This window comes from Cytobacillus sp. Hm23, from assembly GCF_051842895.1.
Classification (GTDB): domain Bacteria; phylum Bacillota; class Bacilli; order Bacillales; family SM2101; genus Nanhaiella.
On the sequence record NZ_JBPXRQ010000005.1, the window covers coordinates 113,473 to 139,630 of the forward strand.

Below are 26,158 nucleotides of genomic sequence, written 5' to 3' on the forward strand. Positions count from 1 at the left end.
TCTACTTCAACCCTTTCGTAAGAATTACTTGAGCTAATCCTACTTTCTGAGTATATCGTTCTCAGATTTTTATATTTGCAAGAAGCATGCCACAAAAAAGAATGATAAGTATTTGTGTAATTAAGTTATGTTTCACAACATACACTGCGCAAAAAAATTCAAAACTTGAAATTTATTGCATGCTATTTATTGCAATATTATATTTTTCAATTTTATAATATAAATTCCGTAATGAAATACCGAGAGATTTTGCCGTGGCAGTTTTATTCCCGTTGTTGCTCGTTAAAACTTGTTCAATAATAGCCCCTTCATAATTCTCTAACATTTCTGATAATGTTTGATCATTTTGCGTAGGTATAGTGATGAGAGACGTGTCAGCTTTGTTGGCTATTCCAGATTCAAGCGTAGGGACATGTTTAAGACCTATATGAACTTCATTAAATTTCATAAAGATCATTGCTCGTCCAATAATATTCTCCAACTCTCTAACATTCCCAGGCCAATTATATGTATGAAAGTAATCAAGCACTTCCAAGTCTAAACCTTCTACATTTCTTCCATATTCTTGGTTTATTTTACGAAGAAGGTGTTCGCATAATGCTGGTAAGTCTTGTTTCCTATTTCGTAAAGGCGGAATTTGTATAGGCAACTTATTTAAGCGATAAAATAAATCTTCCCGAAAAGACCCATCAGCTATAGCCATTTCAAGATTCACATTTGTTGCAGCTATTATTCGTACGTTAATTGGAATGGGCTGCGTTCCTCCAACTCTAATAATTTCATTTTCCTGTAGCACTCTTAATAACTTTGCCTGTGTATTAGGCGATAGCTCACCAATCTCATCTAAGAAAATACTACCATTATTAGCTTCTTCAAACAGACCTCTTTTTCCACCACGTTTTGCTCCTGAAAAAGCTCCTTCTACATAACCAAACAATTCACTCTCAAGAAGTGTTTCAGATAAAGCAGCACAATTGACACGTATAAATTTATTAAATTTTCGATTGCTTGCGTTATGAATCGCATGTGCAAATAGTTCTTTTCCTGTTCCTGACTCACCGCGTAATAGTACTGTAGCAGGGGTGATTGCTCCAAGTTTCGCTTGTTGAATAGCAAATTCCATCTCTTCAGAATGCCCAATGATATCATCAAATGAATACTTTGCTTCTAACGTACGAATAATTTGCCTCGCTCTATTTAATTCAGTTGTTAATTGCTGAATTTCAGAAACATCGTGGATGACACCAACGCTCCCTTTTAATTTTCCATCGACAATAATAGGTGCAACATTTACTAAGACATCTCTCTTATTAGGGCCAACCTTCATCCTGACCCCTCTAACAGGTCTTCGCGTATTCAGCACTTTCATGTGAACACTATCTCCTTCTGAAATATCTGCTGTAGCAGGTTTTCCGATCACCTCATCTTCTGTTAACCCCGTAATCTTTGTATACGCACGATTAATTAGTAAGCCAATACCATTCTCATTCACTACTGATATTGCTTCTTCAGATGATTGAATAATTGCTCCTAGCATTGTTTGTATTTCTTTCAGATTAGTTATTTCTTCAGCTAGTTTTACTGCATCAGTTATATCCTTAAATACAGCAACCGCCCCATATAGGACACCTGCTTCATTAACAATAGGTATTCTTGTCGTAATAATTTTCTTACCATTATTTAATATAAGCTCTTGATTAATTTCAGTTTGTCTTGTTTTCATCACTCTAGTCAGTTGACTTGCAGGTATGATTTCCTCAATCGGCTTCCCTATCACATCTTCTTTACTCAAGCCAACAATTCGTTCAGCACTTCTGTTAAACAAAACAATATTTGTGTCGAAGTTGATCACTATCATACCATCATGAGTGGAATTCAAAATTAAGTCATGCTTATCTGATTCATTTTTTAATTTAGTAATAAGCCCTTCTTTTTGCTCCATTAACTGGGCAGTTATATAAGCAACAGCTCCAGGGATTAACACTGTTTTTTTAGTTCTTACTTCACGAATTTCTTCAAAAACCTTTTCACTACCTGTTGCTTCTATAACAACATCAATCTCACTTGTTAAAAACTCTCGCCAATTACTACCAGTACGAATACTCAAATCTCTTGCCAGCTTCAATCCAATCGCGGTAGGCTTAACATCGACAACCGCTACAACTTCCATTATCTCTGTTTCTTGTAATATTTTTAGAATTGCCGAGCCACCCTTTCCAGCCCCAACAATCAACGCTTTTTTCATGAACAACACACCTCTACGGCCTCTTTGAAATAAATTACATACTTTTCAACAAAATATATGCAATATCTTTCACTAACATATCATACCGTTTTTTTAACTCCTTGACAAATAAATTAGAAGAGTTATTCTTTTTTTAGAGCACTATTTTGCATTACTTGTAGTTTTCTTACTAAGAACTAAATTCGTAAGCGATTAGCATTTTAGAAACTATATCTAGTCGTACTAATTTAGGTAATAGCAACAAAACTTGTAAAAGAGATACTCCAGTGAAAGGATTAATATGATGAAAAGAATCATTGCATTATTAGTATTATTAATACCAGGAATTTTATCGGCCCTTGGAATTAAATTAATGAGGGATATGCTCTTCAATATATTACAAAAACCTTTTCCTTTTTTATGGCTTCAATTTCTCGTAGGATTCATCATGTTTATAGCTGGGTTAGTATTTGTTGCCGGCTTTATACTGCACAGAGACCGTAAAAGAAATAAAGTACAACCGCGCTTACAGCAAAATAATAAGAAAAAATAACTGAATGAACAGCTGGACTATGTTGACTTAGTCCCATTCTCATTAAATATGATTATCTGGAGGTGCATGTTAAATGAATCCACATCAAATATCCCTTGAAACTGCTCAAAAACTTGCAAGCACGCTAAATATTCCCATAGAACAAATTATGCATATGCCAAAGCATATTCTTGTTCAAAAAATGGCTGAAGCAGAAAAGAAAAAAGACGACAAGGAGTAAAGTATACTCCTTGTCGTCTTTTTTGCTCTTAATTATATGTCGTACTACTCAATGTGTAGTTGTTTATCCACTACATAGAATACTCCCTTGCCTGGACTTTTCAATTTCTTTGTTTGTTTTTTAATTTGGATAAACGTTTCAGGATAAGCTTTTTTAAAGATTGATACTTGCCCATCACCTTTTAAAGTTAATAATTCGGCTAGCGCTTTTCGAGAATGTTCAAAATTTGAAACTTCTGTAACTTGTTCATCAAACTTATGCCTCAAACGATCATATTCTCTTTGATCCATTTCTGATAAATCATTACTGTAGTTATCAAATTGATCAAGTTGTACTTTTATCGATTCAACTTTTTGCACAGCCTTTTTGTAATTCCTTAGAAGCTCAGCGAGCTCTTCTTTAACTTGCTCACGGTCAAATCCCGTCACAATGACCACAGTTCTCTTTTCCATCTTATTCCCGATAACCCCTGCAGTAACACTCGCTTTTGCTTCAACATGACCACCTATTATTTTTCCTTTATGTTCGTTAGCAACAACATTCATAGCTTTCAAGTTACTTCCTATTGCGTAATAGCCAATGTTAATATTATGACTTGCTTCTAACACACATTCATTGGCATATTTGACAAATATATCATTTCCAGCAGTTATTGTCGTAACACCCTTACCAAAAACACCACCTTTAATAAATACATCACCAGTTTTTGATTCAATCATTTTAACGCCACTTATACCAAGCTCACTCATAACCGAGACATCTTTTGTCGCAACTACAGAGAAACCATTTTGCACAACACCGTTGACCGTGACATTTCCATCAAATGAAATATTACCGGTTTCAACGCCCACATCACCATTAATGATTAAATGGTCTCCAATAGCTATCTTTCCATTTTTCACTTGAACAACACCGTGAATACCTGCCCGAAGTACCTCTTTCCCATCATTAGATTGCTCTTTTTTCACAGTTTTTTTGTCATAATAGAATCTTTTATCTTTTCCTTTTTTAGGAACAATTAATTCGCCGGTAACAGTTTTACCTGCTTTGCCGGTTGTCGGAGGTATCTTTTCTCCCAACCATTCGCCTTCTTTGACTACGTCAATAAAATTCATATCGAAATAGTCAGCATTTCCGTCATCACGAATCGTTGGCTTTCTTTCAGATATCTCATAATAAGTAACTTTAGCGTCTTCACCATGGATAGGTTCAATCCCTCTAGCAACAACGATATCTTTCTTAACTTGTAATTGTTGGTACAGGACATCTAATAATATACCTTCATTCACCCCATTACTATGTAACAATTCAACTGCTTTTGTAATATATGAGGATTTATGTTCTATTAGCTCTTCTTCTGAACAATTAAAATGAATTGTTGCACTCATTTTATCTTTTGATACATCGCATATGACTAAAGGCTTTAATTCACCTATGTGTATAATGTTGTTATTCGACTCTTCAATTGCTTGTCTTAAAATTAGAAATTTTGAAATCGTTATTCGTGGATATTTAGTTAATAAAGCATGAAAATCGGCCATTGTATAGCCCTTCTTAAACACATTTATATAAAGTTTTGAATCATTATCATAAGTCATTTCAAAATATTCATTTTTTATAAATTCCATACAAATCACTCATTTCTTATATCTTAAAAGGACTGTTTACACTTAAAAACCGTCATTTCAAAATATTATAATATCAACAGCAGGACTAAGGAATATCTTCATTTTGTAAAGGGTTATCAAAGAGAAAATCTATTCGACTAAATGTCATTATTTTCACCCTTAATTATACCATTATTTCGAATATTATTTATAACAAATTAAAGTACATTATATTTTTTATGGATAAATACATAAGCTATTAGTATCATACTTTTGTTAGCTATGATATCGTACGTTTTTGCACACTTAAAAGCCCAATAAACCACTTTGATTTATTGGGCCCATAACGTTCTTCCGTCATAAATTATGTTAATACTACTAATGCGTAAGTAGACTTATTGAAGTTTTGATCGTGCAGCTTCTTTTAGCAAGAGGGTCAAAGAAAACGCTGTATATGGTCATTTCTTAGATCTGAAAACAACGTCCTTAAAAAGTTTTTTAAAAACTGTCTTTTTTTTACAACGAGTTAATTCTTACCCTTTCAAGAAGCTTTATGCTCTAAACGCAGCTTATCAGCAACCATCGCGATGAATTCTGAATTGGTAGGCTTAGCTTTTGACATACTGACTGTATAACCGAACAATGACGAGATTGATTCGATATTGCCTCGACTCCATGCAACTTCTATTGCATGACGAATTGCTCGTTCTACTCTACTTGCTGTAGTGTTATATTTTTTTGCAATATCAGGATAAAGTACTTTAGTAATTGACCCTAATAGCTCAATATCGTTATATACCATTGATATCGCTTCACGAAGATATAAATATCCTTTAATATGTGCAGGGACACCAATTTCATGGATAATACTTGTAATACTTGCATCAAGGTTTTTATGCTTAGACTCATTTTGTGTACGATACAATGTTGTTGTTTGTTTAACATGTGTAAGACCTTTACCACTTACTTGACGAATATGACTAATTAAGTTCTCCATATCAAAAGGTTTTAAAATAAAATATGAGGCCCCTAATTCCACAGCTTTTTTAGTAACATCCTCTTGACCAAAAGCTGTTAGCATAATGACATTTGGTTGCTTGTCCCTTTGTTCACGGATTTTTTCAAGGACAGCTAAACCATCTAAATGAGGCATAATAATATCCAAAACTAATACATCAGGGGTAGTATTTTTTAAGATATCCAAGCAGTCATGCCCGTTATAAGCTACCCCTACAACTTCCATATCATCTTGATTCGATATATATTGTTCAATTAGGCTTACTAACTCTCTGTTGTCATCAATAATACAAACTTTAATTTTTTTCACACACTTTCCTCCTCGAACTCCAAATAAAATCAGGATTCATTATTTTCTGACTTCAGTGTAATGGAACATTTCGACGACATAACATGAAATCCCTTTAATTTTTAAAAAATAATATAAAATCTCTAAAATCTATACTTTTCTCCCAAAACCTTAAGTATCCTATGTTTTTCATTATTCGACAAATAATAAAAAGTTTTTGTCGAAATGCGTTTTTCAGTTCAAATATTATGTAAAAAACGAGCTGTTTTAGCTCGCTTTTTGTTGATTTTTTTCGTAAATGTCAATTCCTGCTTCATTTAGCATCCATTCAATATGAACGCCATACCCACTGGTAGGATCATTAACAAATACGTGAGTTACAGCACCAATAACCTTTCCATTTTGAATAATAGGACTGCCACTCATACCTTGAACGATACCACCTGTTTTACGCAACAGCTTTGGATCTGTAATTTTGATAACCATACCTTTTATTGCTGGAAATTTTTGTGGAACCGAGCTAATGATTTCAACATCAAATTCCTCAACTTTATCATTATCAACCACAGTTAGTATTTTTGCTGGACCTTCCTTAACTTCGTGTGATAATGCTATTGGTAATGCTTGATCATTTATACCATTTTTAATTTTTTTAGTTAACTCACCAAAAATTCCAAATGGGCTATTTTTACTAATTGTACCAATCTCTTCTTTGTCTTTTGAAAATCTTGCTAATTTCTCACCTGGAGTCCCTGTACTTCCCTTTTGAATGGATGTAACAGTCGATCGAACAATGTGTCCATCTTGAACTCTAATTGGTTTTTTTGTATCTATGTCTGAAATCACATGACCCAATGCTCCGTATTTTTTAGAGTCAGGATGATAAAATGTCATTGTGCCGATTCCTGCAGCTGAATCACGTATATACAGACCTATACGATAGGTGTGATCATTAATATCTTTGATTGGTTGCAAAGTAGTAGTTACTTCATCATTATCACGGGAAATTGTTAGTTCAAGCGCTTTTTCATCTTTTCCAGCTTGTTTAACAAAAGGAGCAACATCACTCATTTTTTCTATTTCCTTACCATTAATTTTAGTAATTAAGTCTCCAATTTTCACACCAGAACTTTCTCCAGGAGACACGCTACCTTCCTCTGTATCAACTTGATGAAACCCAACTACTAAAACTCCGATTGAATTAAGCTTCACTCCAATTGACTGTCCACCTGGTATCACCTTTAAATCATTAAGAACATTTACATTGATTTTTTTAATTGGGATACCTGCCATCTCTAATAGTATTTCACCATTTCCAGAAGCTTCACCCATAACGTCTAAACCAGTTTCAGCATTTGAAACTGAAAATACATCATTATCGTTTTTTTGACTAACTGTTACAGGTAATGTAGAAGGTAATTTAAGCTGCTGACCTTCAAAAACAATAATATTTTTTGGCAAACCAACATATTCTTTAAATGGACCAAAAAAAAGTATACTTACCAATGTAACAAGGAGAACAGCACCAACTATTTTTCTTATCTTCTCTGTTATCAATCACTTTCACTCTCCTCGCCCTAACCCACACCAAATATAATTACATGGCTACATCATTAATTTAGCCTACTAAGCGAACATTTATAACTATATAACAGAGAAAAAAGCTAGCCGTTTTTGGATAGCTTTTCAAGCATTTTTTAAATTTTTTGCTAAATCAAGCAATTCCTTTGCATGTTTCTTAGTTAAGTCAGTGATTTCGACACCCGAAATCATCCGACCAATTTCTTTTATTTTCTCATTTTTATTAAGGTGAGTAACTTTTGTTGTCGTTCGATCTTGTGAAGTATTTTTTGAAATAAACAAATGAGTATCTGCCATTGCTGCTACTTGAGGTAAATGCGAAATACAGAGCACTTGTGATCCAACAGAGACATGATATATTTTTTCAGCAATTGCTTGAGCTACTCTTCCACTTACTCCGGTATCAACTTCATCAAAAATAATAGATGTAACTCCCTGGTGCTTTGAGAAGATACTTTTTATCGCAAGCATAATTCGAGATAGCTCTCCACCTGATGCAACTTTTGAAAGTGGCTTTAGTGGTTCACCAGGATTAGTTGAAATAAAAAACTCAACTTCATCAATGCCATTTTTTTTATATTTCACAGGAATTTCATTCGCGAAAGATGTTTCATGAATCCCCTCTTTTTTTGACAATGCAACGTCAAAGGTCGTTTTATCCATATATAAATGTTTAAGTTCTCTTTTAATATCTTTAATCAACAGGTCAGCATATTGCTTCCTAAGAACTGAAAGATTTTTAGCCTCTAATAACAAATCAGCTGATATACCTTCTAGGTCTTTTTTCAGTTGAAGAACATGACTATCACGATTTTGAATCGTATCAATTTCTTCCTCTATTGTTGCTGCATATTCAAGTATATCTTGAACTGTTCGTCCATATTTTCTTTTCAAATGATTTAACTCATTCAAACGTCCTTCTATAAAATTCAACCGATCTGGGTCATACTCTAGCTCATCTAATTGATTGCGTATTTTATAAGAAATTTCCTCCACTAAATAATAACTATTGGAAATTGTCTCAAACGCCTCTTTTAAATTTGCATCATAAGTGGAGACACCATCTAGGTGATTCATCGCTAGTCCAAGCCAATCCAACCCTCTTTGCTCTCCTAAAAGAGACTGATACGTATTATGTAACGCTTCATATATTTTTTCAAAGTTAGAAATTTTCATTTTTTCATCAAGCAATTCATCATCTTCATTTTGAACCAGATTCGCTTCTTGAATCTCCTTCGATTGAAACTGAATTAAATCTAAACGATGTGCCATTTCCTGTTCATTATCACTTAATTTTTGGAGTTTATTCGTTAAATTAACATATTTTTTATAAAGAACCTCATATTCATTTAGAGCTGACTTTATATTCTTTCCGCCATATTGGTCGAGCAAATATGAATGATTGTCAGCAATCATCAGCTCCTGATGTTCATGCTGACCATGTATATCTACCAACGTAGCACCAATTTCTCTTAAGGTAGCAATTGTTACTAGCTTTCCATTTACTCGACAAACACTTTTACCTGTTGTATACATATCACGATGTAGGACGACCATACCATCACTTATTTCAATACCAAATTCTGCTGCTTTATTGTAGCACGATTGGGCATTATCATCGAGTAAAAAAAGCCCTTCAATTTCCGCTCTTTTTTCTCCATAACGCACTAAGTCTGAAGATCCCCTTCCTCCAGCGAGCAGATGGATCGCATCAATAATAATTGATTTACCTGCACCAGTTTCTCCCGTTAACACAGTTAGTCCCTTATCGAATGAAATCGAAAGGGAATCAATAATTGCAAAGTTTTTTATTGTTAATTCTACTAGCATACCACACCTCACTTACAGCATATCTAAAAACCGTTGAGATATGATCTCTCTATCATTGGGCGTTTTACAAATGATTAAGCAAGTATCGTCTCCACAAATTGTTCCTAATATTTCTTCCCAATCAAGGTTATCTATTAGAGCACCAATAGCATGAGCATTGCCAGGTAACGTTTTCATTACTAGTAAATGACTAGCGCCATCTATCCCAACAAATGCATCCATTAATGATCTTTTTAATTTCTGTAACGGATTAAAACGTTGATCTGCTGGCAAGCTGTATTTATATCTCCCATCCATGGTTGGAACCTTTACTAGATGGAGTTCTTTTATATCTCGAGATACTGTAGCCTGTGTTACATTAAAGCCTGCTTCCTTCAGTATGTCAACTAGTTCATCCTGTGTTTCTATCTCATTATTAGTAATGATATCCCTTATCCTAATATGTCTTTGCCCCTTGTTCATGCTAAGCACCTCTTTTGTATAATTATTTCGTCCATTATAAAGGTGTGATACTCATAATCTTATATTACCTGAATGGTCGGCATGTGCATATTTGAATTAAGCATTGTTTACAAAATAGTTAAAATTAGATCATGCTTTTTCTACATGGGTGGTAGTTATTTAAGATACTAACACCTACACAAGCTAGAGGCATCTTTTCAACTGTTCAATAGAACAAAATCTCATTTATATCCTCATCTTGATGTCCTAATTTGTTAACAATTCAACAACGGTTACGAAAGAATCCTTAGGTAAAAAGATTCCATTGTAGTAGTAACAATTATTTTTTCCTTAACTCTTCATGTGCATTCTCTACAACTTTTTCAATAACTTCAGGATGAAATTGTTCAACTTTCTGATCTGTTGCACGCCATTTAAGGTGAAGAAGGAATTCAATATTCCCATCACCACCTGTTATTGGAGAAAATGTAGCATCCATAACATCATACCCATGCTCATCTGCAAATTGAACAATTGCATTTAATACTGATAGATGAACATTTTTATCCCGAACGATTCCCTTCTTGCCTACGAATTCTTTACCCGCTTCAAATTGAGGTTTCACAAGGGCTACTACATCACTATTTTCCTTAAGCAATGTTTTAAGTACAGGGAGTATTAAGCGTAAAGAGATAAAGGATACATCTATTGATGCAAAATTTGGCATTCCATTTGTTAAATCTGTTGATTTAATATAACGAAAATTCATTCTCTCCATCACGATAACTCTTTTATCCTGCCTCAGTTTCCATGCCAATTGATTATAACCAACATCAATGGCATAGGATAGTTTTGCACCATTTTGCAAAGCACAATCAGTAAACCCTCCTGTAGATGAACCAATATCAATCATCGTTTTATGTTCCACAGTTATATCAAAGTATTTTAGTGCTTTTTCAAGCTTTAACCCGCCTCGACTAACATATGGATGATCGTTCCCCTTCACAGATAAATGAATCGTAACATCAACTTTTTCACCAGGTTTATCGAGTCTAATTTCGTTTGAATAAATTAACCCTGCCATAATCAAGCGTTTTGCTTTTTCTCTGGACTCGGCTAACCCACGTTCCACTAATAACACGTCTACTCGTTCTTTCTTAACTTTCATTCTTTTATGCCCTTTTTTGAATTTTAGGTATACTTTTTCTTATTCTATCTGCGACTGCTTCACTGGTCAGCCCAATTTCTGCCAATAAGTCTTTTACACTGCCATGCTCTATAAATCGATCCGGAATTCCCATTCTCTCAATATGCGCGTCATAAAAGCTTTGGTCGTGCGCAAATTCTAGAATAGCACTGCCAAAACCACCTTGCAACACAGCTTCTTCAACTGTTACAATCGGTATTTTTCTTTTCAATATTGTTGTTAGCAGCTTTTCATCCATAGGCTTGATAAAACGTGCGTTAACGACTTGTACTGAAACATTCTCTTTCGCTAACATATCGGCTGCTTCCAAAGCCATTCCGATCGTCGTACCAAATGTTAATATAACAGCATCGGATCCATCCTTAAGGATTTCCCAACTACCAATCGGTATTGCTTTCAATTCTTCGTCTAAAGCAACACCTAGACCATTACCTCGTGGAAAACGAAGTGCAATTGGGCCTTTATCATACTGTATTGCAGTATGAACCATATGTTGGCCTTCATTCTCATCTTTTGGCATCATCAGCACGATATTAGGAATATGACGGAGAAAAGCAATGTCAAATACACCTTGATGTGTTTCTCCATCAGCACCTACTAAACCAGCACGGTCAATTCCTAAAAATACATTTAAGTTTTGTCGGCAAATATCGTGGACGACTTGGTCATATGCTCTCTGTAGAAATGTAGAGTAAATCGCTAAAAAAGGCTTCATCCCTTGTGTTGCTAAGCCAGCTGCCATCGTGGCAGCATGCTGTTCAGCGATTCCTACATCATACATACGGTCAGGAAATTCACTAGCGAAGCCTTCTAACTTTGACCCTACAGGCATTGCGGGTGTAACAGCAACAATTCTATCATCGTTGCGTGCTAATTTACGAACCGTTTCACTAACTAAACCACTCCAAGATGTAGGCGTATTCACTGGTTTTATTAAATCACCAGTTTCTATCTTGTATGGCCCTGTTCCGTGCCATGTACCAACTTTATCAGATTCTGCTGGGTAATAGCCTTTTCCCTTTTTAGTAATGACATGTAGAAGAACTGGACCTTCAGTTTTTTTAGCATAATGAAGATTTTCGAATAAATCTTCATAATTATGACCATCTACTGGTCCTAAGTAGGTGAATCCTAACTCCTCAAAAAACACTCCAGATACTAGCAGGTACTTAAGACTATCTTTGACACGTTCTGCTGTTGTTGCAAGTTTACCCCCTACTGATGGGATTTTCTTCAATAGCATCTCTAATTCATCTTTTACCCAATGGTATTTACCTGCTGTCCTAAGCCGACCTAAAACATTATGAAGTGCACCTACATTCGGTGCAATAGACATCTCATTATCGTTTAAAACTACAAGAATGTTCTTTTTTTCATGACCGATATGGTTTAGTGCTTCTAGAGCCATACCACCTGTAATTGCACCATCACCAATGATTGGTATAATGATGTCATTAGTTTTCTTTAGGTCCCTAGCTAATACCATTCCCATCGCTGCAGATAATGATGTTGAACTGTGACCAGTTTCCCAAACATCATGTTCACTTTCACTCATTTTCGGAAAGCCACATAAGCCTTGATATTTTCTAAGCGTATCAAATTCATTGGCACGACCCGTCAATATTTTGTGAACATAGGACTGATGACCGACATCCCAAAGAAATTTATCCTTAGGGCTGTCGAATACTTTGTGTAAGGCGATCGTCAGTTCAACAACTCCTAAATTGGGTCCAATATGACCCCCGGTCTTCGAGAGCTTTTCAATTAAAAACTTACGAATTTCTTCAGTTAGTTGTTCTAGTTCGTGACTTGATAAGTTTTTTAAAAAACGAGGATCTTTTATTGTCGATAGATCCATAGGACCACTCACCTTCATCTGGTTTTTCTTTGCTTGTTTTTCTTCTTTTTATCCTTTAATAGTTCAATATTAAACTTTTCTTCAAGAAAATAAAACAACTTACCAACTTGAAAAATAATCTCTGTAGAATATGCAAGTGCTAGTGATTTCCCCATTGCTTTTCCACCAACTGTCAACGCTGCCACTACACTTGTAAAAATCACTGATACAATAATTTGGAAAAACGAGCCTTCATTATAATGAAAAGATAAAGTGAACTGGACAATAACTACCGCCGAAGCAGTTCCACTAATAATTCCAGATATATCACCAATTACATCATTACAAAAACTCGCAAATTTATCTGCATTGCGAACGATTCGGATCGCTGGTCTTGCTCCACTTATTTTTTTTGAAGCCATTGAATGAAAGGGCACTTCATTAGCAGCAGTTGCAGCTATTCCTATCATATCAAAAAATATTCCAGTTAATACAATTGCTAAAACGATGAGCATGCCTAATCCCCAAGACACACCGCTCAACATACTTGTAGATACAACTGAAAAAAGAGCCGCTAACACAAAAGTGATAACGGCAATCCCCATGCTCCAATTTATTGATTGTCGAAAAACTTGTTTCATGTGGTATACTACACCCTATTCAACCGTATTTCCTATCTTATATTCAAACATAAATGTCAATTTATTATGTATAGTAGGGTGGTCATGAAAAGAGTAAAAATTACGGCTTAGGTCCAGTAGGTTTTCCCAAGCAAGTACCAAGCGTTGCCACTTTGGCGGTTTCCCTTCAAACTTGTTTTAGCTATGTCACCATATGCTAGACTGGATTACCACTTAGTCCGTACTATAATCCTCTTTTCATGTCATTGGAACAGTCTAGGAGTTTTCCTCAACAAACCTTAACCAAATCCTTATCCTCTTTTGCAGAGATGATTTCATATGGACTGATGAGGCATATATCAATGGCCAACTGATGTATACCTTAAACCATAATCCCCTCAAACTCCACTCAAGGCAGGCTACGCTGCTTGTAATTTGACTTACAGTGACAGGTTCATTCCCCATCCCATAGATTTAATAAATCTACAAGTATGGGCCTCCGCGGAAGCTGGGTCAACGCCCACATGCCATTGTGGATCGCCCAGCAACCTTAACTCCCAGCACCAACCCAAGGCTGGGCGCCTCAAGCCGACACAAGGAACTTCATCGATATGCCCTTTGGCGGATTTTTAGGCCCGCCTTCAGGAACGGTGGTTTGACTAGAATACTGCACCACCCCTAGCTAACATTAAATATACCATACAATCGAGTTTTTCTCAATTGATCGTTGTTTTAAGCTTAATTTTCCCTAGTTGCAATAAGATCACATATATATTCTAGAATATCATGATTGATATTCGCTTGTTGTAATTTAAACTTTGCATGAGTGATGTGGAAAGAAAGTTTTTCTTTTGCCCCACTTAAGGTTAATAAAGCTGGGTATGTCATCTTATCCAGTTCTTCATCACTCCCAATAGGCTTTCCTATTTTATCCTCAGAACCTTCAATATCTAATATGTCATCCCTTATTTGAAATGCCAAACCAATATGCATTGCGAATTCTGTCAGAGCACTTAATTGCTCATCTGATGCTCCTGCAAGTATAGCTCCAGCAATCACACTGTAAGCAAGGAGTTTACCGGTTTTATGCTTATGAATATATTCCAACGTCTCAATTGAAGGGGTTTTCCCTTCACTTTGTATGTCAGCAACTTGACCACCAACCATACCTTCTGGTCCTGCAGCTTGAGCGAGCTTTGATATAAGTAACAACTTGACTTCAGGTAATACCGATGGATGATTTATGTCAGCAATTAATTGGAAACTATATGTCAACAATGCATCTCCTGCTAAAATAGCTATAGCTTCGCCAAACACTTTATGATTCGTAGGGTTTCCTCTACGCAAATCATCATCATCCATGCTTGGGAGATCATCATGAACTAGTGAGTATGTATGTATTAATTCTATTGCAACAGCCACATCAATTCCAAGATCTTCATCTTTATTAAAAGCACGCAATGTAGCAAGTAATAACAATGGTCTTAGTCTTTTTCCACCAGCTTGAAGAGAATAATTCATAGATTCCTTTAAAATGTCAGGTGAGGACAATGCTTGTATGTCCGTTAGTAAATTTTTTTCAATTACTTTTTTTTGTTCCGACAAATATTCTGCTACTTCTACTTGCATGTATGTCACTCATCCTCTCGAATAGTGAAAGGTTCAAGCTCACCGTCTTCACGAAGTATTTGATCCATTTGTTTTTCTACATTTTGTAGCTTTTCATGACAAAATGATGAGAGTTTCATACCTTCTTTAAAGAAATCAATTGCCTCCTCGAGAGGAACATCCCCTTCTTCAAGTTTCTCAACAATCTTTTCAAGCTGCTCCATCGCTTGCTCAAATGTTATCTCCTTATTCATCTATCATTCGCTCCTCTATACTGCAAACTTCACAAGCTAATTTACCATCTTTCATTTGTATTGTTAGGCTATCATTCACTTTTACTCTTTCAACACTTTTTACTATAAGATCATTTTTATCATAAACTAGGCTAAATCCTCTATCCATTACCTTCAGTGGACTTAAAGCATCTAATTTAGAAACATTCGAGGTAAATAAGAGTTGCTTTTGCTTTACAACATTTTGTATTTCTTTTTGGAGAGCTTTTGTTGTTATCGAATGTTGCTCTAGTGCTTTATGAATTAATTCTTTGGGATGCTTTTGCATTAAACGTTTCAGCAAATTCTCGGTACTGTCTTGTTTCACGCTAACTAACCGGCTAGCTGTACGTTTAAGCTGTTCTAGCAAGCGATCAAGCTCTTGGTTTTTTTGGGCATAGAGTTGTTGGGGATATCGAAATGCATATGATTTTTTCATATGATTTAATTGATCTGCTTCATTACCTAGCCTTTGTTTCATTATCTTTATAAGACGTACTTTATTTTGTGATAACCGTTCCGCAACGTCTGATAGTTTAGGCACTGCCATTTCAGCTGCTCCGGTAGGAGTAGGTGCTCTTAAATCTGCAACCAAATCTGAGATTGTAAAATCTGTCTCATGACCTACAGCAGAGATGACTGGTATCGATGAAGCAAAGATTTCTCTTACAACGCTTTCCTCATTAAACGCCCATAATTCTTCAATCGAGCCTCCGCCTCTACCGACGATTAATACATCTAAATATGCTAGTTGGTTCGCATATTTTATTTTTTCAACTAGTGATTGTGGTGCATATTCACCTTGTACAAGAGCAGGTAATATTATTACATTTGCTATAGGATAACGCCTTTTAATAGTAGTTAATATATCTCTAACTGCTGCTCCAGTCGGGGATGTTATAACACCGATGTATCGCGGAAACTTAGGAATATTTTTTTTGTGTTTAGTTAAAAACAACCCTTCCTCATCAAGCCTTTTCTTTAGTTCTTCAAATGCAATATATAAGCTACCTATACCATCAGGTTCCATTTCTTTAACGTAGATCTGATATGATCCACTGGCTTGATAAACCGATATTTCTCCCCTAAGTAATACCTTCATACCATTTTCAGGTTTATATTTTAACGTACGATTTTGCTTAGCAAACATGACTGCTTGAATTTTTGCTCCCTCATCTTTTAAGGTGAAATACATATGTCCACGGCTATGCAAGGTGAAGTTTGAAATTTCACCTTTTACCCATATATCTTGTAAATGAGGGTCAACATCAAACTTACGTTTCACATATTTTGTCAACGCAGTAACTGTTACAAATTTTTTTTCACCCATATAACATAAACCCCTTGGAATATTGTTATGTTCTATTTATCGAATTACTTATTTTTGATAACACACCATTTATAAATTTCCCAGATTGCTCATCGCCAAAAAGCTTGCCTAATTCAATTGCCTCATCAATGCTTACGTTTGTTGGTATTTCATCTATATACATCATTTCAAACACCGCAATGCGTAAAATGGATCGATCAACATTTGCTACCCGCTCTATCGTCCAATTCTCTAAATTCTTACGAATATGTTCATCTATTTCAGCTTGGTGCTTTGCTACACCTAAGACTATTTTTTCTAGGAAAGGATCACTATGTTGTTCACCAATTACATTGTCAATAGCTTCCTTTGATTCAATCTCACTTATGTCAATTTGAAATAATGCTTGTAGTGCCTTTTTTCTAGCAGTACGACGTTTCATAACTTCCTTCTCCTTTATAAACTTTACTACAACACGTACCATTATTTTATGAAAGTTTTCAAATAGTAACTATATTGTCGATTTATCATAACATGATCATAACACAATTCAAACACCTTAGTACAATCACCAAAAAGTAGAAGAGCATTGGTCATCCCCAACAAGCTCTGAAGCCATATACTGGAGCTAGACACCAACAATAGAGTGGTGGCGAGCAAAAAAAGACAAGTAGAAGGTTATTTTTAACCTTCTTGAGTCTTATGACCCCAACAGGTTACCCTTGTACTAGACGTCAAAAAATATGAAAATACCTGCAATTCTATTTCCTTTTGGAAACGATGAAATGTGTTTCCCCTAACTCCCTCGATGAGCTCTGAAGAAAATTCACTAGAGTATGCTTGAACATTAGAAGTTTGTACTCCATCTCATTGAAACTTAATCCAATAACACACTCAACATATACTAAAAAAAACGCAAAAATAAGGATCAAACCACATTACTCCCAAAACCTTGTATAATATCTTCAGAATCACTCATTATACAAAGATGGATAGCGGGTTTGACCCTTTTTAGTCATTAGTTAATTTTCAAACGATAATAACACTAGTTTGTAGCTGTATTATAGTTCTTCTATTTCAGTCTCTTGTGCAGGGTTATCAAATTGAACTCCTACTACGTGAATGTTAACTTCATCAACATCCAAAGCAGTCATATTCAATAGTGTCTGACGAACGTTGTCTTGTACTTGATGAGCTATACTCGGGATCGAAACACCAAATTTCACCATACAGTACACGTCTATCGTAACACCCTCTTCAGTGAGCTCAACCTTAACACCTTTACCATGATTTTTTATACCTAGCCTCTCAACTACTCCAGAAGCAAAGTTTCCTCTCATTTGTGCAATACCCTCAATCTCAGATGCAGCTATGCCAGCTATAACCTCAATTACTTCAGGAGCAATTTCTATTTTCCCTAAACTATTATTCCCTTGGTTCATTTCTAATAAGTTACTTTCCATTTTAATACACCTCCTATATTTTTATTTATTGCCCATTACATCATATAATTCAAGAAATTTAGTATTAAAATTTCCTTCTACAAATTTTTCATGTTCTAACAAATTCATATGAAAAGGTATAGTTGTATGAATTCCGTCGATTACAAATTCCTTTAATGCCCTTTTCATTCTATCAATTGCTTCATCTCTAGTTTTTCCATAGGTAATTAATTTTGCTATCATTGAATCATAATATGGTGGAATCATATACCCAGGATATGCTGCCGAGTCTACGCGAACCCCGTAGCCTCCAGGCGGCAAGTACATATTAATTCTTCCAGGTGAAGGCATAAAGTTTTTCTCAGGGTTTTCTGCATTTATCCTACATTCAATTGCCCATCCAGTATACGTAATGTCTTCTTGGGTGTATGCAAGCTTTTCTCCAGAAGCTACACGAATTTGTTCTTTTATTAAATCAACTCCTGTTACCATCTCTGTAACTGGATGCTCAACTTGTATCCTCGTATTCATTTCCATGAAGTAGAACGCGTTTTCGTTATAGTCAAAAATAAACTCTACCGTTCCTGCTCCTGAATAGTTTACAGCAGCAGCAGCTTTAACTGCTGCATTTCCCATTCGTTCACGAATTTCTTCATTTAGTGCAGGTGACGGTGTTTCCTCAACAAGCTTCTGAAGACGACGTTGAATCGAACAATCACGTTCACCTAAATGAATAACATTTCCAAAGTTATCAGCTAATACTTGAATCTCTACATGACGAAAATCTTGAACATATTTTTCAATATAAACTCCAGGATTCCCAAACGCAGTAGCTGCCTCTTGTTGAGTAATGTTGATGCCCTTTATTAATTCTTGTTCGTCTGCTGCGACACGAATGCCTTTTCCTCCACCACCCGCTGTCGCTTTAATAATAACAGGATATCCAATGTCATTAGCTAATAGTACTGCTTCATCTGTACTATTAATTATTCCTTGCGACCCAGGTACAATTGGAACATCAGCTTCCTTCATAGTCTCTCTAGCTACATCCTTAGTACCCATTTTCGTGATTGCTTCTGGACTTGGGCCAACAAATGTAATATTACATTCTCTGCATAGATCTGCGAAATCTGCATTCTCAGCTAAAAACCCGTAGCCAGGATGAATAGCATCACTACCTGTAAGTGTTGCTACACTAATAATATTTGTAAAATTTAAATAGCTATCTTTTGACGCGGTAGGTCCAATACAATAAGCCTCGTCTGCCATTTGTACATGTAATGCGTCACGGTCAGCCTCAGAAAATACTGCAACAGTTTCTATTCCCAATTCTGTACATGCACGAATGATGCGTACAGCAATTTCACCCCTGTTTGCAATTAATAATTTTTTTATCATTCGTCATTCTCTCCTGTTCTACTCCATCCTCTTTGTTCTCTTATTGAAAACTCACTTACACAGGCTTCACAAGGAACAAGGGCTGACCATACTCTACAAGTTGGCCATCTTCTGCAAGAATGTCTACGATTTCTCCTTTTACTTCTGCTTCAATTTCATTAAACAACTTCATTGCTTCTACAATACAAACTACTGTGTTATTTTGCACACTATCACCTACTGAAACGTATTTGTCACTGTCAGGTGACGGCGCAGCATAAAAAGTTCCAACCATTGGTGAAGTAATCTTATGTAAATTTGTCTGCTCTTCGATATCTTTTCTTTCTGCTTCCACGCGTACGTTACTGCTTTCAGCGGTAACTTCTGACACAGGACTTGAACTTAGTTCTGTTGTTGGTGCAACAGGTTGATGCTGTTGCACTTCCTCAACAGCAATGTTACTAAGGGTTTGTTTAGTAACGGTTCCTTGTTTTTTCATTTTAATTTTTGAACCTTCATTCTCATAAACAAATTCGTCAATATTTGATTGGTCAACTAGTTTAATTAATTCTCGAATCTCTTGAATTTTCAACATATGAGCACTCCTTATTTAACTTATACTTGTTTCTAGTATCTCATACCATCATCATACGATAGACACCTATTTCAATTCAACAGTTTAAGAACAATCGTATAAAAATTATTCTACACTATTTTCATTTGATCTACGTTTAAAGTACGTAAAACCCAGCTGGCGCTTGAGCCGGCTGGGTTAAAAAATATTTTTCCCCTTACATTTATATTACCTTTACAAATACTATCAATCAGTTACCTATGTTGTTTTTTATGGATTATGCTTAACTAGCACATCTTTCCTTTCTTGAAATTCCTCATTCACCTTCTTGATGATCGCATTAGCCTCGCTAGGAGATAAAGCTTCTGCCTGCACTGTTACTTCCACATTATTTCCATTCGTCTCAACAAGTGCAGCAACATAGCCCATCGACTCAATTAACACTTCTAATGTATCTTCTTTTGCACTTAATGTTTCAAGTTCCTCAAGTTTACTTGCTGCATCGTTAATTTCATCAATCGTGGCAGTTTTTGAAGCTGCAATGTCTTGTAATTTCTCCATTTCTTTACTTCTTATATCTTGTAGTTGCATGCGTTTTGCTATAATCCAATCGTCAGAAGACAAAGTAAGAGAATCTTCTTCCAATCCTTCTACCATATCACTCATGCTACCTTGTTCACTAATTTCTACTACAGTTCCAGTTTGTTCTTCTTCAACCATCTCTTGATTAATAAAGGCTAAATCATTTCTCGTTCCTCCATCACTTGTAATATAATATACAGATAATATTAGAACCAAAGCCACCATCGTTAACAACCATACAGTTTGTTTTTTTAAAAGCATCTACTCATTCCCCCTCAGATTTTTTCGGCAACACTTCTACTCTATGACTAGGTACATCTAACAATTTTATAACTGCATCCTTCACCCTTTGTTTAGCTTGCATATCTTCTAACTTCGCAACTACTAGAACCCCACGAACTTTAGGCTTTTTCGTTGTTAATACAATAGGTGTCTCCTTCTCTCCATCTCGTATAATTATGGCTTGTTCATCAACAGACCAATCTTCTACTTCTCTTTTTCCACCTTCTCTATCAGTCTCTTTCGTCGTTTGGGTCGATGTTGTAGTGCTTTTCTCTAGCACATTTATTTCAGTTGAGTCTAAGTTAACACTAACTGCTACATCTCCTACACCTTCTACCTGTTCTAATAGATCCTTTAATTGATTTTCATAGTCGGTCTCATAATCACTCATTGAATCATCTTTCGTATTTTTCGCACCAAAAGCAGGTGTATCCTTTTGCTCTTCAGTTAACAAAGATGGATTCGTAAATGAAGCTTCTTCACTAGGAAACATCACATTATTTAATAGTATTAGAACGACACCCAATACTAACAATATAAGTACGTATATGTACTTAGATTTTGTTTTATCATTGCTACCATTATTTTTTGAAAGGAAGTTTTGTATCCATTGTATAAACCCTCTATTTTTCTCCACTTGGTACCTACTCCCCCCCTTCCATTTGTACATGTATGAGTTCGGAATCAATTTCCCATGCGTCTGATAAATGCTTAGAAATATCTTGTTCTGCTACTGACTTGTTATTTTTCTTCATTGGTTGGGAGGTATTTATACTAATTGATTTCACAACTGGAACTGTAACTCCAACTTCATGATATTTTGTCACCATCACTTCTACTCCGGTTACTGTGTCATCAGTAAGAAAGATTTCTATATCCTGAATCATGTATCCATACGTTTCTATCAACTCCTCTTCCACATCTTCTTTCATTTGGACAGCCGTTTGTTCTAAAATATATGCACGATGTGATGCTTGTATTTCTTTTTTCTTCATTTCAATTTCATTTTCTAACATTTCTTCTTGAAACTCTGATTTTGTATTCATTGATGAAAAGATTTGATCGATGTCTGTTGACAATAGTTGAAGAAGCGGGGTAATTATAATTGTAATTAATAATAAACCAGTGACCATTTTGACATATTTTTGTATACTAGTATCCGGGATTAATAAATCTATGACTGTTGCAAGAAGAAGAAACAAGATGACATTTGTAATCCATTCAAGCAAAAACTCCACATCATTCACCTCATCAGCTATAAAAAACTACCTCACCATCATAGTCATATTTCCAACTGCAATAATTACTGTAATACTTAGAAAAAACATAAGTGATACGATAGCTAAAGCAGCAAAAATATAGATAATACTTTTGCTAATAATATCTAAGCAATCTATAACAGGACCACCACCAATAGGTTGTATCAAGGCTGCAGTCAATTTATAAATAACTGCTATTGATAATATTTTTAGCGCTGGGAATACCGCAATTAATAACAATATTGCTACTCCAACTATACCGACAGTGTTTTTTAATAGTAAAGATGCACTTATGACTGTATCAGTCGTTTCAGTGAAGATTCGACCAATGACAGGGACAAAATTGTTTGTTACAAATTTAGCAGTACGAATAGTTATTCCATCTGTCACCGCTGAGGATGATCCTTGGACTGAAATAACGCCAAGAAATACAGTTAAAAAAGTACCAAGCAAGCCAATGCTTATGCTTTTTAATAATTGAGCCAATTGCGTTACTTTATAATGGTCAGTTAGTGTACTTACAATACTTAATAATGCAGATAAGAATAGTAGAGGTAGCACAATATAATTTATTAGTAAACCACTTGTGTTCATCAAAAAAAGAATGATAGGATGAAAAAAAGCAGCTGAGATAATCCCACCAGAAGTAGCAATTAGCGCTAATAAAAGCGGAATTAACGCAATCATGAAATTCGTCATGATTTCTATTGCCTCTTTCGTAAATTGGATAACAATATGAAAGCTGTTTAAAGCAATGATGATTAGCACCATATATACGAGAGCATAAGCCACTTTACTAACCGTTTGCTGTTCAAAAGCATTTTGAACTGTTTGCAAAAACATACTTAAAATTGTTAACATTAGTAAAGTTCCTAATAGTTTTCCATTTGCGGCAAGTTCGTAAAATAAAAATTTTACTAACCCCATTAACCACTGTTGAATTGAGAAATCTTTCTCACCACGGACAAAATCAAAAAAACTGCCTTTTTGGCTTTCAGGTAAAAAGCCACCATACTTCGTCACTATTTCATCCCAAAACTGTTTAATCTCTTCAATCCCAAGTGCCTCCAACTGTTGATCAACAAAATCTTGTTGGGGGGAAGATGCTTGTACATTATTCGGAAAGAAAAAAAACAAAAACAAAGCTGAAGCGCATAATATTAAACATAGTTGCTTCAATTTGTTTACCTCCTACATAAAGTGAACTCTTTTAGAACATTAGCATGCAAGGTATTTAACTTCCCCTCTATCCATATGTTTCATATTGATGGGATTAATCTTATTATCGTTTCAATGATGACAGTTAAAATAGGGATAGCCATCGTTAAAATTAATATTTTGCCGGCTAATTCGATCTTAGTAGCAATTGCTCCTTGGCCTGCATCTTTAGTAATTTGCGCTCCAAATTCTGCTATATATGCAATTCCAATAATCTTCATGATCGTTTCGATGTATACCATATTCACATTAGCATTCACAGCTATTTTTTCTATCATTCGAATAACTTCATAGATTTGATCTATTAGAAATAGAAAAATAATACAGCTAACAAACACAACGAGTAAAAATGCAAATGATGGTTTTTGTTCATTGACTATCATCGCTAAGAACGTAGCAATCAAACCAATACCAACAATTTGAACAATCTCAATGACTAAACACCTCGCTTACCCTTGAAACAAAAAGACTGACTTAATTTTTTTAAATAAGTCATCGACTATTGAAGCTACCATAAACAAAATATAAACAAAACCTAATAAGGTTACCCAATGAGCGTAATCTTCTTTTCCCATTTGTTTTAAAATTGTATGGAGAAATGCAACTACTATACCTACGCCAGCTATTTTAAATATGACATCCACATCTATGCCCACGATGTACTTCTCCTCCTAATCACTACAGCAATAAAATTATTAGTAATAAACCACCTAAAAATCCTAAACTTTTCACCATTTTTTCATATCGTAACTGTTGTTCCTTCGCCTCATTCTCTTCTCTTTCTAAATGATTTAAAGCTAACAAAATATGCTTTTGTTGTGAAGTACGGTCGTGCTGACCAAGAGTCTCGCCAAATTGCCTAAGTATCTCCATTTCTCCCGCTTTTAAAGATGTAAACTTCCATACTTCCTGTAAGCTCTTATTCCAAGCATCTTTTACATTTGTATCACTTGCCTCTAGATTTTTCGCAAAACCCTCAAACAACCAGGAGAGCGGTTTTTGAAGTTGAGTTGCCAAATTCATAGCTGCATCATGTAGCGGAAGATGACCATACATAATTTCTGCCTCGAGTGATTGTAATGCCACCTTTAACTGCCTAAGTTGACGTGGTCTCTCTGTTAATTGCTTAGCAGCTTCAAAACCTGTCCACGTAGAAGCAATAAGTATTATCACTGCGCCAAGAAACTTCATTTAGGTCACTCTCACTTTACTCATGATGTTTTCACCTCTAGCATTCAATACTCGCGAAACAGTACCTGGTCCATTCCTTCTTGTTAATTCTATAAACCGATCAAACACTTCCATTTCAAGAATGGGCCTAAGAGATGGACGCTTTTTTAAATCCTGCCATTCGTACCCATGCACAGTCACAAATAATCTCACCCCTGCGTTTACTGCTTCTAATATCGCCTCACTATCTTCTACTCTACCTATTTCATCCACTACTAGCACATCAGGGCTCATAGAACGAATCATCATCATCATACCTTCTGCTTTTGGGCAAGCATCAAGGATATCTACCCTTTCTCCAAGATCATGCTGTGGGATACCATTGACACTACCAGCTATTTCAGAACGTTCATCAACTATACCTACCTTACATGACTGGATATTCTCATCAACTATCCCTAAACTTATTAATCGCGTAATATCTCTAAGTAGAGTTGTTTTTCCAGTTTGCGGTGGACCGATTATAATAGTATTTAGCCATCGGTTGTTATATAAATAATTAGTTAAATGATTTGCCACACCTATCTTTTGCTTTGCAATTCGAATATTAAAAGAAGACACATTCCGAATCGCTTTTACATTCCCACTTTCTGTTATAACCTTCCCTGCCAAGCCAACCCGATGTCCACCCTCAATTGTAATGTAGCCTCTCCTAAGCTCCTCTTCTAACGTATAAATTGAGTATTGGCTTATTTTATTTAGAAGTTGGCGTCCATCCTCATGTGTAACCAAATATGGATGAAACTGTGGTTTACCATCAATAATAACTTCCAGTGGTTTCGTAACTCTTACTCGTATTTCTTCTATTTTTTTGAGGGTCGATGGAGAATATTTTGTAAGAAGAAGAGAGATTGACTGTGGCAATACATTATAAACCTCATCCATTTTTCCACCCCCTATTAAACGAACATCTCAATAATTTCAATACTCTTCATAAATGAGTCTTTGCTAAAACCCTACTTCTCCTTAAACGTCCTTATAACACAATGTATGGTCAGCTTGACCACTTTATGACTGCAACTATTGAAGAAAAGCGGAAGGCACCTGCTTATCGACGACAAGCGCTGGAACTTCAACACATGAAGGTGCTTTTTACCTTCGTGTGTTGCAGTGAAGCGACTCGAGCAGATGGGGCCTGAGCTGGACAATGTAGAAATGCGGAAGCGCATTGTTCATCCCCGACTAGCGCTGGAGTCATATCACTTGAAGGCGCTTTTTGACTTCGATTGATATGGCGAAGCGACCTCGAGGGGATATGCGCTGGAGCTGGACAATGTAGAAATGCGGAGCCGACTGTTTTGCATCGACAAGCACTGGAAGCCATACACTAGAAGACGTTTTTTGGCTTCGGGTGTATGGCTGAAGTGACCTCGAGAGGCAAGGAAGCGAAGCTAGACAAGTAGAAAAGCGGAGCCGACTGTTCTGCATCGACAAGCACTGGAAGCCATACACTAGAAGGCGTTTTTTGGCTTCGGGTGTATGGCTGAAGTGACCTCGAGAGGCAAGGAAGCGAAGCTAGACAAGTAGAAAAGCGGAGCCGACTGTTCTGCATCGACAAGCACTGGAAGCCATACACTAG

26 protein-coding genes are annotated in these 26,158 nt (G+C 35.7%); 2 read left to right on the forward strand and 24 right to left on the reverse strand.

Going from position 1 to position 26,158, the window contains the following annotated elements; translation table 11 throughout:
- Positions 1–172: 172 nt before the first annotated feature.
- Positions 173–2,245: a sigma 54-interacting transcriptional regulator gene (locus tag ACSVDA_RS05015; protein WP_485881366.1), complete on the reverse strand. Its 2,073-nt coding sequence runs from the start codon at positions 2,243–2,245 to the stop codon at positions 173–175.
- A gap of 283 nt (positions 2,246–2,528) precedes the next feature.
- Here ACSVDA_RS05015 and ACSVDA_RS05020 point away from each other — a divergent pair, with 283 nt between their 5' ends.
- A complete protein-coding gene (locus ACSVDA_RS05020) occupies positions 2,529–2,777 on the forward strand; it encodes a DUF2627 domain-containing protein (RefSeq protein ID WP_485881410.1) in 249 nt (82 codons plus the stop codon).
- Between the two features lie 73 nt (positions 2,778–2,850).
- Positions 2,851–2,997, forward strand: coding sequence for a YycC family protein (locus ACSVDA_RS05025; protein ID WP_214480202.1), 147 nt, complete (start codon positions 2,851–2,853; stop codon positions 2,995–2,997).
- A gap of 44 nt (positions 2,998–3,041) precedes the next feature.
- On the opposite strand, the gene ACSVDA_RS05030 is transcribed toward ACSVDA_RS05025, so the two are convergent.
- The 23 genes from ACSVDA_RS05030 to spoIIIAA all read right to left on the reverse strand — a co-directional run bounded on the left by ACSVDA_RS05030 (position 3,042) and on the right by spoIIIAA (position 25,464).
- Positions 3,042–4,625 (reverse strand): DUF342 domain-containing protein, encoded by a 1,584-nt coding sequence (locus ACSVDA_RS05030; protein ID WP_485881368.1) that lies wholly within the window; start codon positions 4,623–4,625, stop codon positions 3,042–3,044.
- A 520-nt stretch (positions 4,626–5,145) separates the two neighbouring features.
- On the reverse strand, positions 5,146–5,967 hold the full coding sequence (gene spo0A, locus ACSVDA_RS05035) for a sporulation transcription factor Spo0A (RefSeq protein ID WP_485881412.1): 822 nt from the start codon (positions 5,965–5,967) through the stop codon (positions 5,146–5,148).
- 210 nt (positions 5,968–6,177) lie between these two features.
- Positions 6,178–7,464, reverse strand: coding sequence for a SpoIVB peptidase (gene spoIVB, locus ACSVDA_RS05040; protein ID WP_485881414.1), 1,287 nt, complete (start codon positions 7,462–7,464; stop codon positions 6,178–6,180).
- A 132-nt stretch (positions 7,465–7,596) separates the two neighbouring features.
- A complete protein-coding gene (gene recN / locus ACSVDA_RS05045) occupies positions 7,597–9,321 on the reverse strand; it encodes a DNA repair protein RecN (RefSeq protein ID WP_485881370.1) in 1,725 nt (574 codons plus the stop codon).
- 12 nt (positions 9,322–9,333) lie between these two features.
- Positions 9,334–9,783 carry a transcriptional regulator AhrC/ArgR gene (gene ahrC / locus ACSVDA_RS05050; protein WP_485881372.1) on the reverse strand — a complete coding sequence of 150 codons (450 nt, stop codon included), beginning with the start codon at positions 9,781–9,783 and terminating at the stop codon, positions 9,334–9,336.
- Positions 9,784–10,102: 319 nt separating this feature from the next.
- Positions 10,103–10,930: a TlyA family RNA methyltransferase gene (locus ACSVDA_RS05055; protein WP_485881374.1), complete on the reverse strand. Its 828-nt coding sequence runs from the start codon at positions 10,928–10,930 to the stop codon at positions 10,103–10,105.
- Between the two features lie 4 nt (positions 10,931–10,934).
- Positions 10,935–12,827, reverse strand: coding sequence for a 1-deoxy-D-xylulose-5-phosphate synthase (gene dxs, locus ACSVDA_RS05060; RefSeq protein WP_485881376.1), 1,893 nt, complete (start codon positions 12,825–12,827; stop codon positions 10,935–10,937).
- Between the two features lie 14 nt (positions 12,828–12,841).
- On the reverse strand, positions 12,842–13,447 hold the full coding sequence (locus tag ACSVDA_RS05065; RefSeq protein ID WP_485881378.1) for a hypothetical protein: 606 nt from the start codon (positions 13,445–13,447) through the stop codon (positions 12,842–12,844).
- Positions 13,448–14,164: 717 nt separating this feature from the next.
- Entirely contained in the window at positions 14,165–15,055 is an 891-nt protein-coding gene (locus ACSVDA_RS05070; protein ID WP_485881380.1) for a polyprenyl synthetase family protein, read from the reverse strand.
- A 5-nt stretch (positions 15,056–15,060) separates the two neighbouring features.
- Positions 15,061–15,288: an exodeoxyribonuclease VII small subunit gene (locus ACSVDA_RS05075; protein WP_214480212.1), complete on the reverse strand. Its 228-nt coding sequence runs from the start codon at positions 15,286–15,288 to the stop codon at positions 15,061–15,063.
- Positions 15,281–16,636, reverse strand: coding sequence for an exodeoxyribonuclease VII large subunit (xseA, locus tag ACSVDA_RS05080; protein WP_485881382.1), 1,356 nt, complete (start codon positions 16,634–16,636; stop codon positions 15,281–15,283). The genes ACSVDA_RS05075 and xseA overlap by 8 nt, the downstream gene beginning before the upstream one ends.
- A 25-nt stretch (positions 16,637–16,661) precedes the next feature.
- Positions 16,662–17,057: a transcription antitermination factor NusB gene (gene nusB / locus ACSVDA_RS05085; protein WP_485881384.1), complete on the reverse strand. Its 396-nt coding sequence runs from the start codon at positions 17,055–17,057 to the stop codon at positions 16,662–16,664.
- A gap of 619 nt (positions 17,058–17,676) precedes the next feature.
- Positions 17,677–18,078 (reverse strand): Asp23/Gls24 family envelope stress response protein, encoded by a 402-nt coding sequence (locus ACSVDA_RS05090; RefSeq protein WP_320207957.1) that lies wholly within the window; start codon positions 18,076–18,078, stop codon positions 17,677–17,679.
- Between the two features lie 21 nt (positions 18,079–18,099).
- Positions 18,100–19,455: an acetyl-CoA carboxylase biotin carboxylase subunit gene (accC, locus tag ACSVDA_RS05095; protein ID WP_485881386.1), complete on the reverse strand. Its 1,356-nt coding sequence runs from the start codon at positions 19,453–19,455 to the stop codon at positions 18,100–18,102.
- Between the two features lie 55 nt (positions 19,456–19,510).
- The gene (gene accB, locus ACSVDA_RS05100) at positions 19,511–20,029 is read right to left on the reverse strand and encodes an acetyl-CoA carboxylase biotin carboxyl carrier protein (protein ID WP_485881388.1); all 519 of its coding nucleotides are present in this window, start codon (positions 20,027–20,029) and stop codon (positions 19,511–19,513) included.
- 249 nt (positions 20,030–20,278) lie between these two features.
- Positions 20,279–20,851 (reverse strand): SpoIIIAH-like family protein, encoded by a 573-nt coding sequence (locus ACSVDA_RS05105; RefSeq protein WP_485881390.1) that lies wholly within the window; start codon positions 20,849–20,851, stop codon positions 20,279–20,281.
- A 4-nt stretch (positions 20,852–20,855) separates the two neighbouring features.
- Positions 20,856–21,509 (reverse strand): stage III sporulation protein AG, encoded by a 654-nt coding sequence (gene spoIIIAG, locus ACSVDA_RS05110; RefSeq protein WP_485881392.1) that lies wholly within the window; start codon positions 21,507–21,509, stop codon positions 20,856–20,858.
- Between the two features lie 7 nt (positions 21,510–21,516).
- Positions 21,517–22,119, reverse strand: coding sequence for a stage III sporulation protein AF (gene spoIIIAF / locus ACSVDA_RS05115; protein WP_485881394.1), 603 nt, complete (start codon positions 22,117–22,119; stop codon positions 21,517–21,519).
- An 18-nt stretch (positions 22,120–22,137) separates the two neighbouring features.
- Entirely contained in the window at positions 22,138–23,310 is a 1,173-nt protein-coding gene (gene spoIIIAE / locus ACSVDA_RS05120) for a stage III sporulation protein AE (RefSeq protein ID WP_485881395.1), read from the reverse strand.
- A gap of 80 nt (positions 23,311–23,390) precedes the next feature.
- Positions 23,391–23,783: a stage III sporulation protein AD gene (gene spoIIIAD, locus ACSVDA_RS05125; protein WP_320208060.1), complete on the reverse strand. Its 393-nt coding sequence runs from the start codon at positions 23,781–23,783 to the stop codon at positions 23,391–23,393.
- 15 nt (positions 23,784–23,798) lie between these two features.
- The gene (gene spoIIIAC / locus ACSVDA_RS05130; protein ID WP_214480222.1) at positions 23,799–24,005 is read right to left on the reverse strand and encodes a stage III sporulation protein AC; all 207 of its coding nucleotides are present in this window, start codon (positions 24,003–24,005) and stop codon (positions 23,799–23,801) included.
- Between the two features lie 22 nt (positions 24,006–24,027).
- Positions 24,028–24,540 carry a stage III sporulation protein SpoIIIAB gene (gene spoIIIAB / locus ACSVDA_RS05135; RefSeq protein WP_485881397.1) on the reverse strand — a complete coding sequence of 171 codons (513 nt, stop codon included), beginning with the start codon at positions 24,538–24,540 and terminating at the stop codon, positions 24,028–24,030.
- Positions 24,541–25,464, reverse strand: coding sequence for a stage III sporulation protein AA (gene spoIIIAA / locus ACSVDA_RS05140; protein WP_485881399.1), 924 nt, complete (start codon positions 25,462–25,464; stop codon positions 24,541–24,543).
- Positions 25,465–26,158 lie beyond the last annotated feature (694 nt).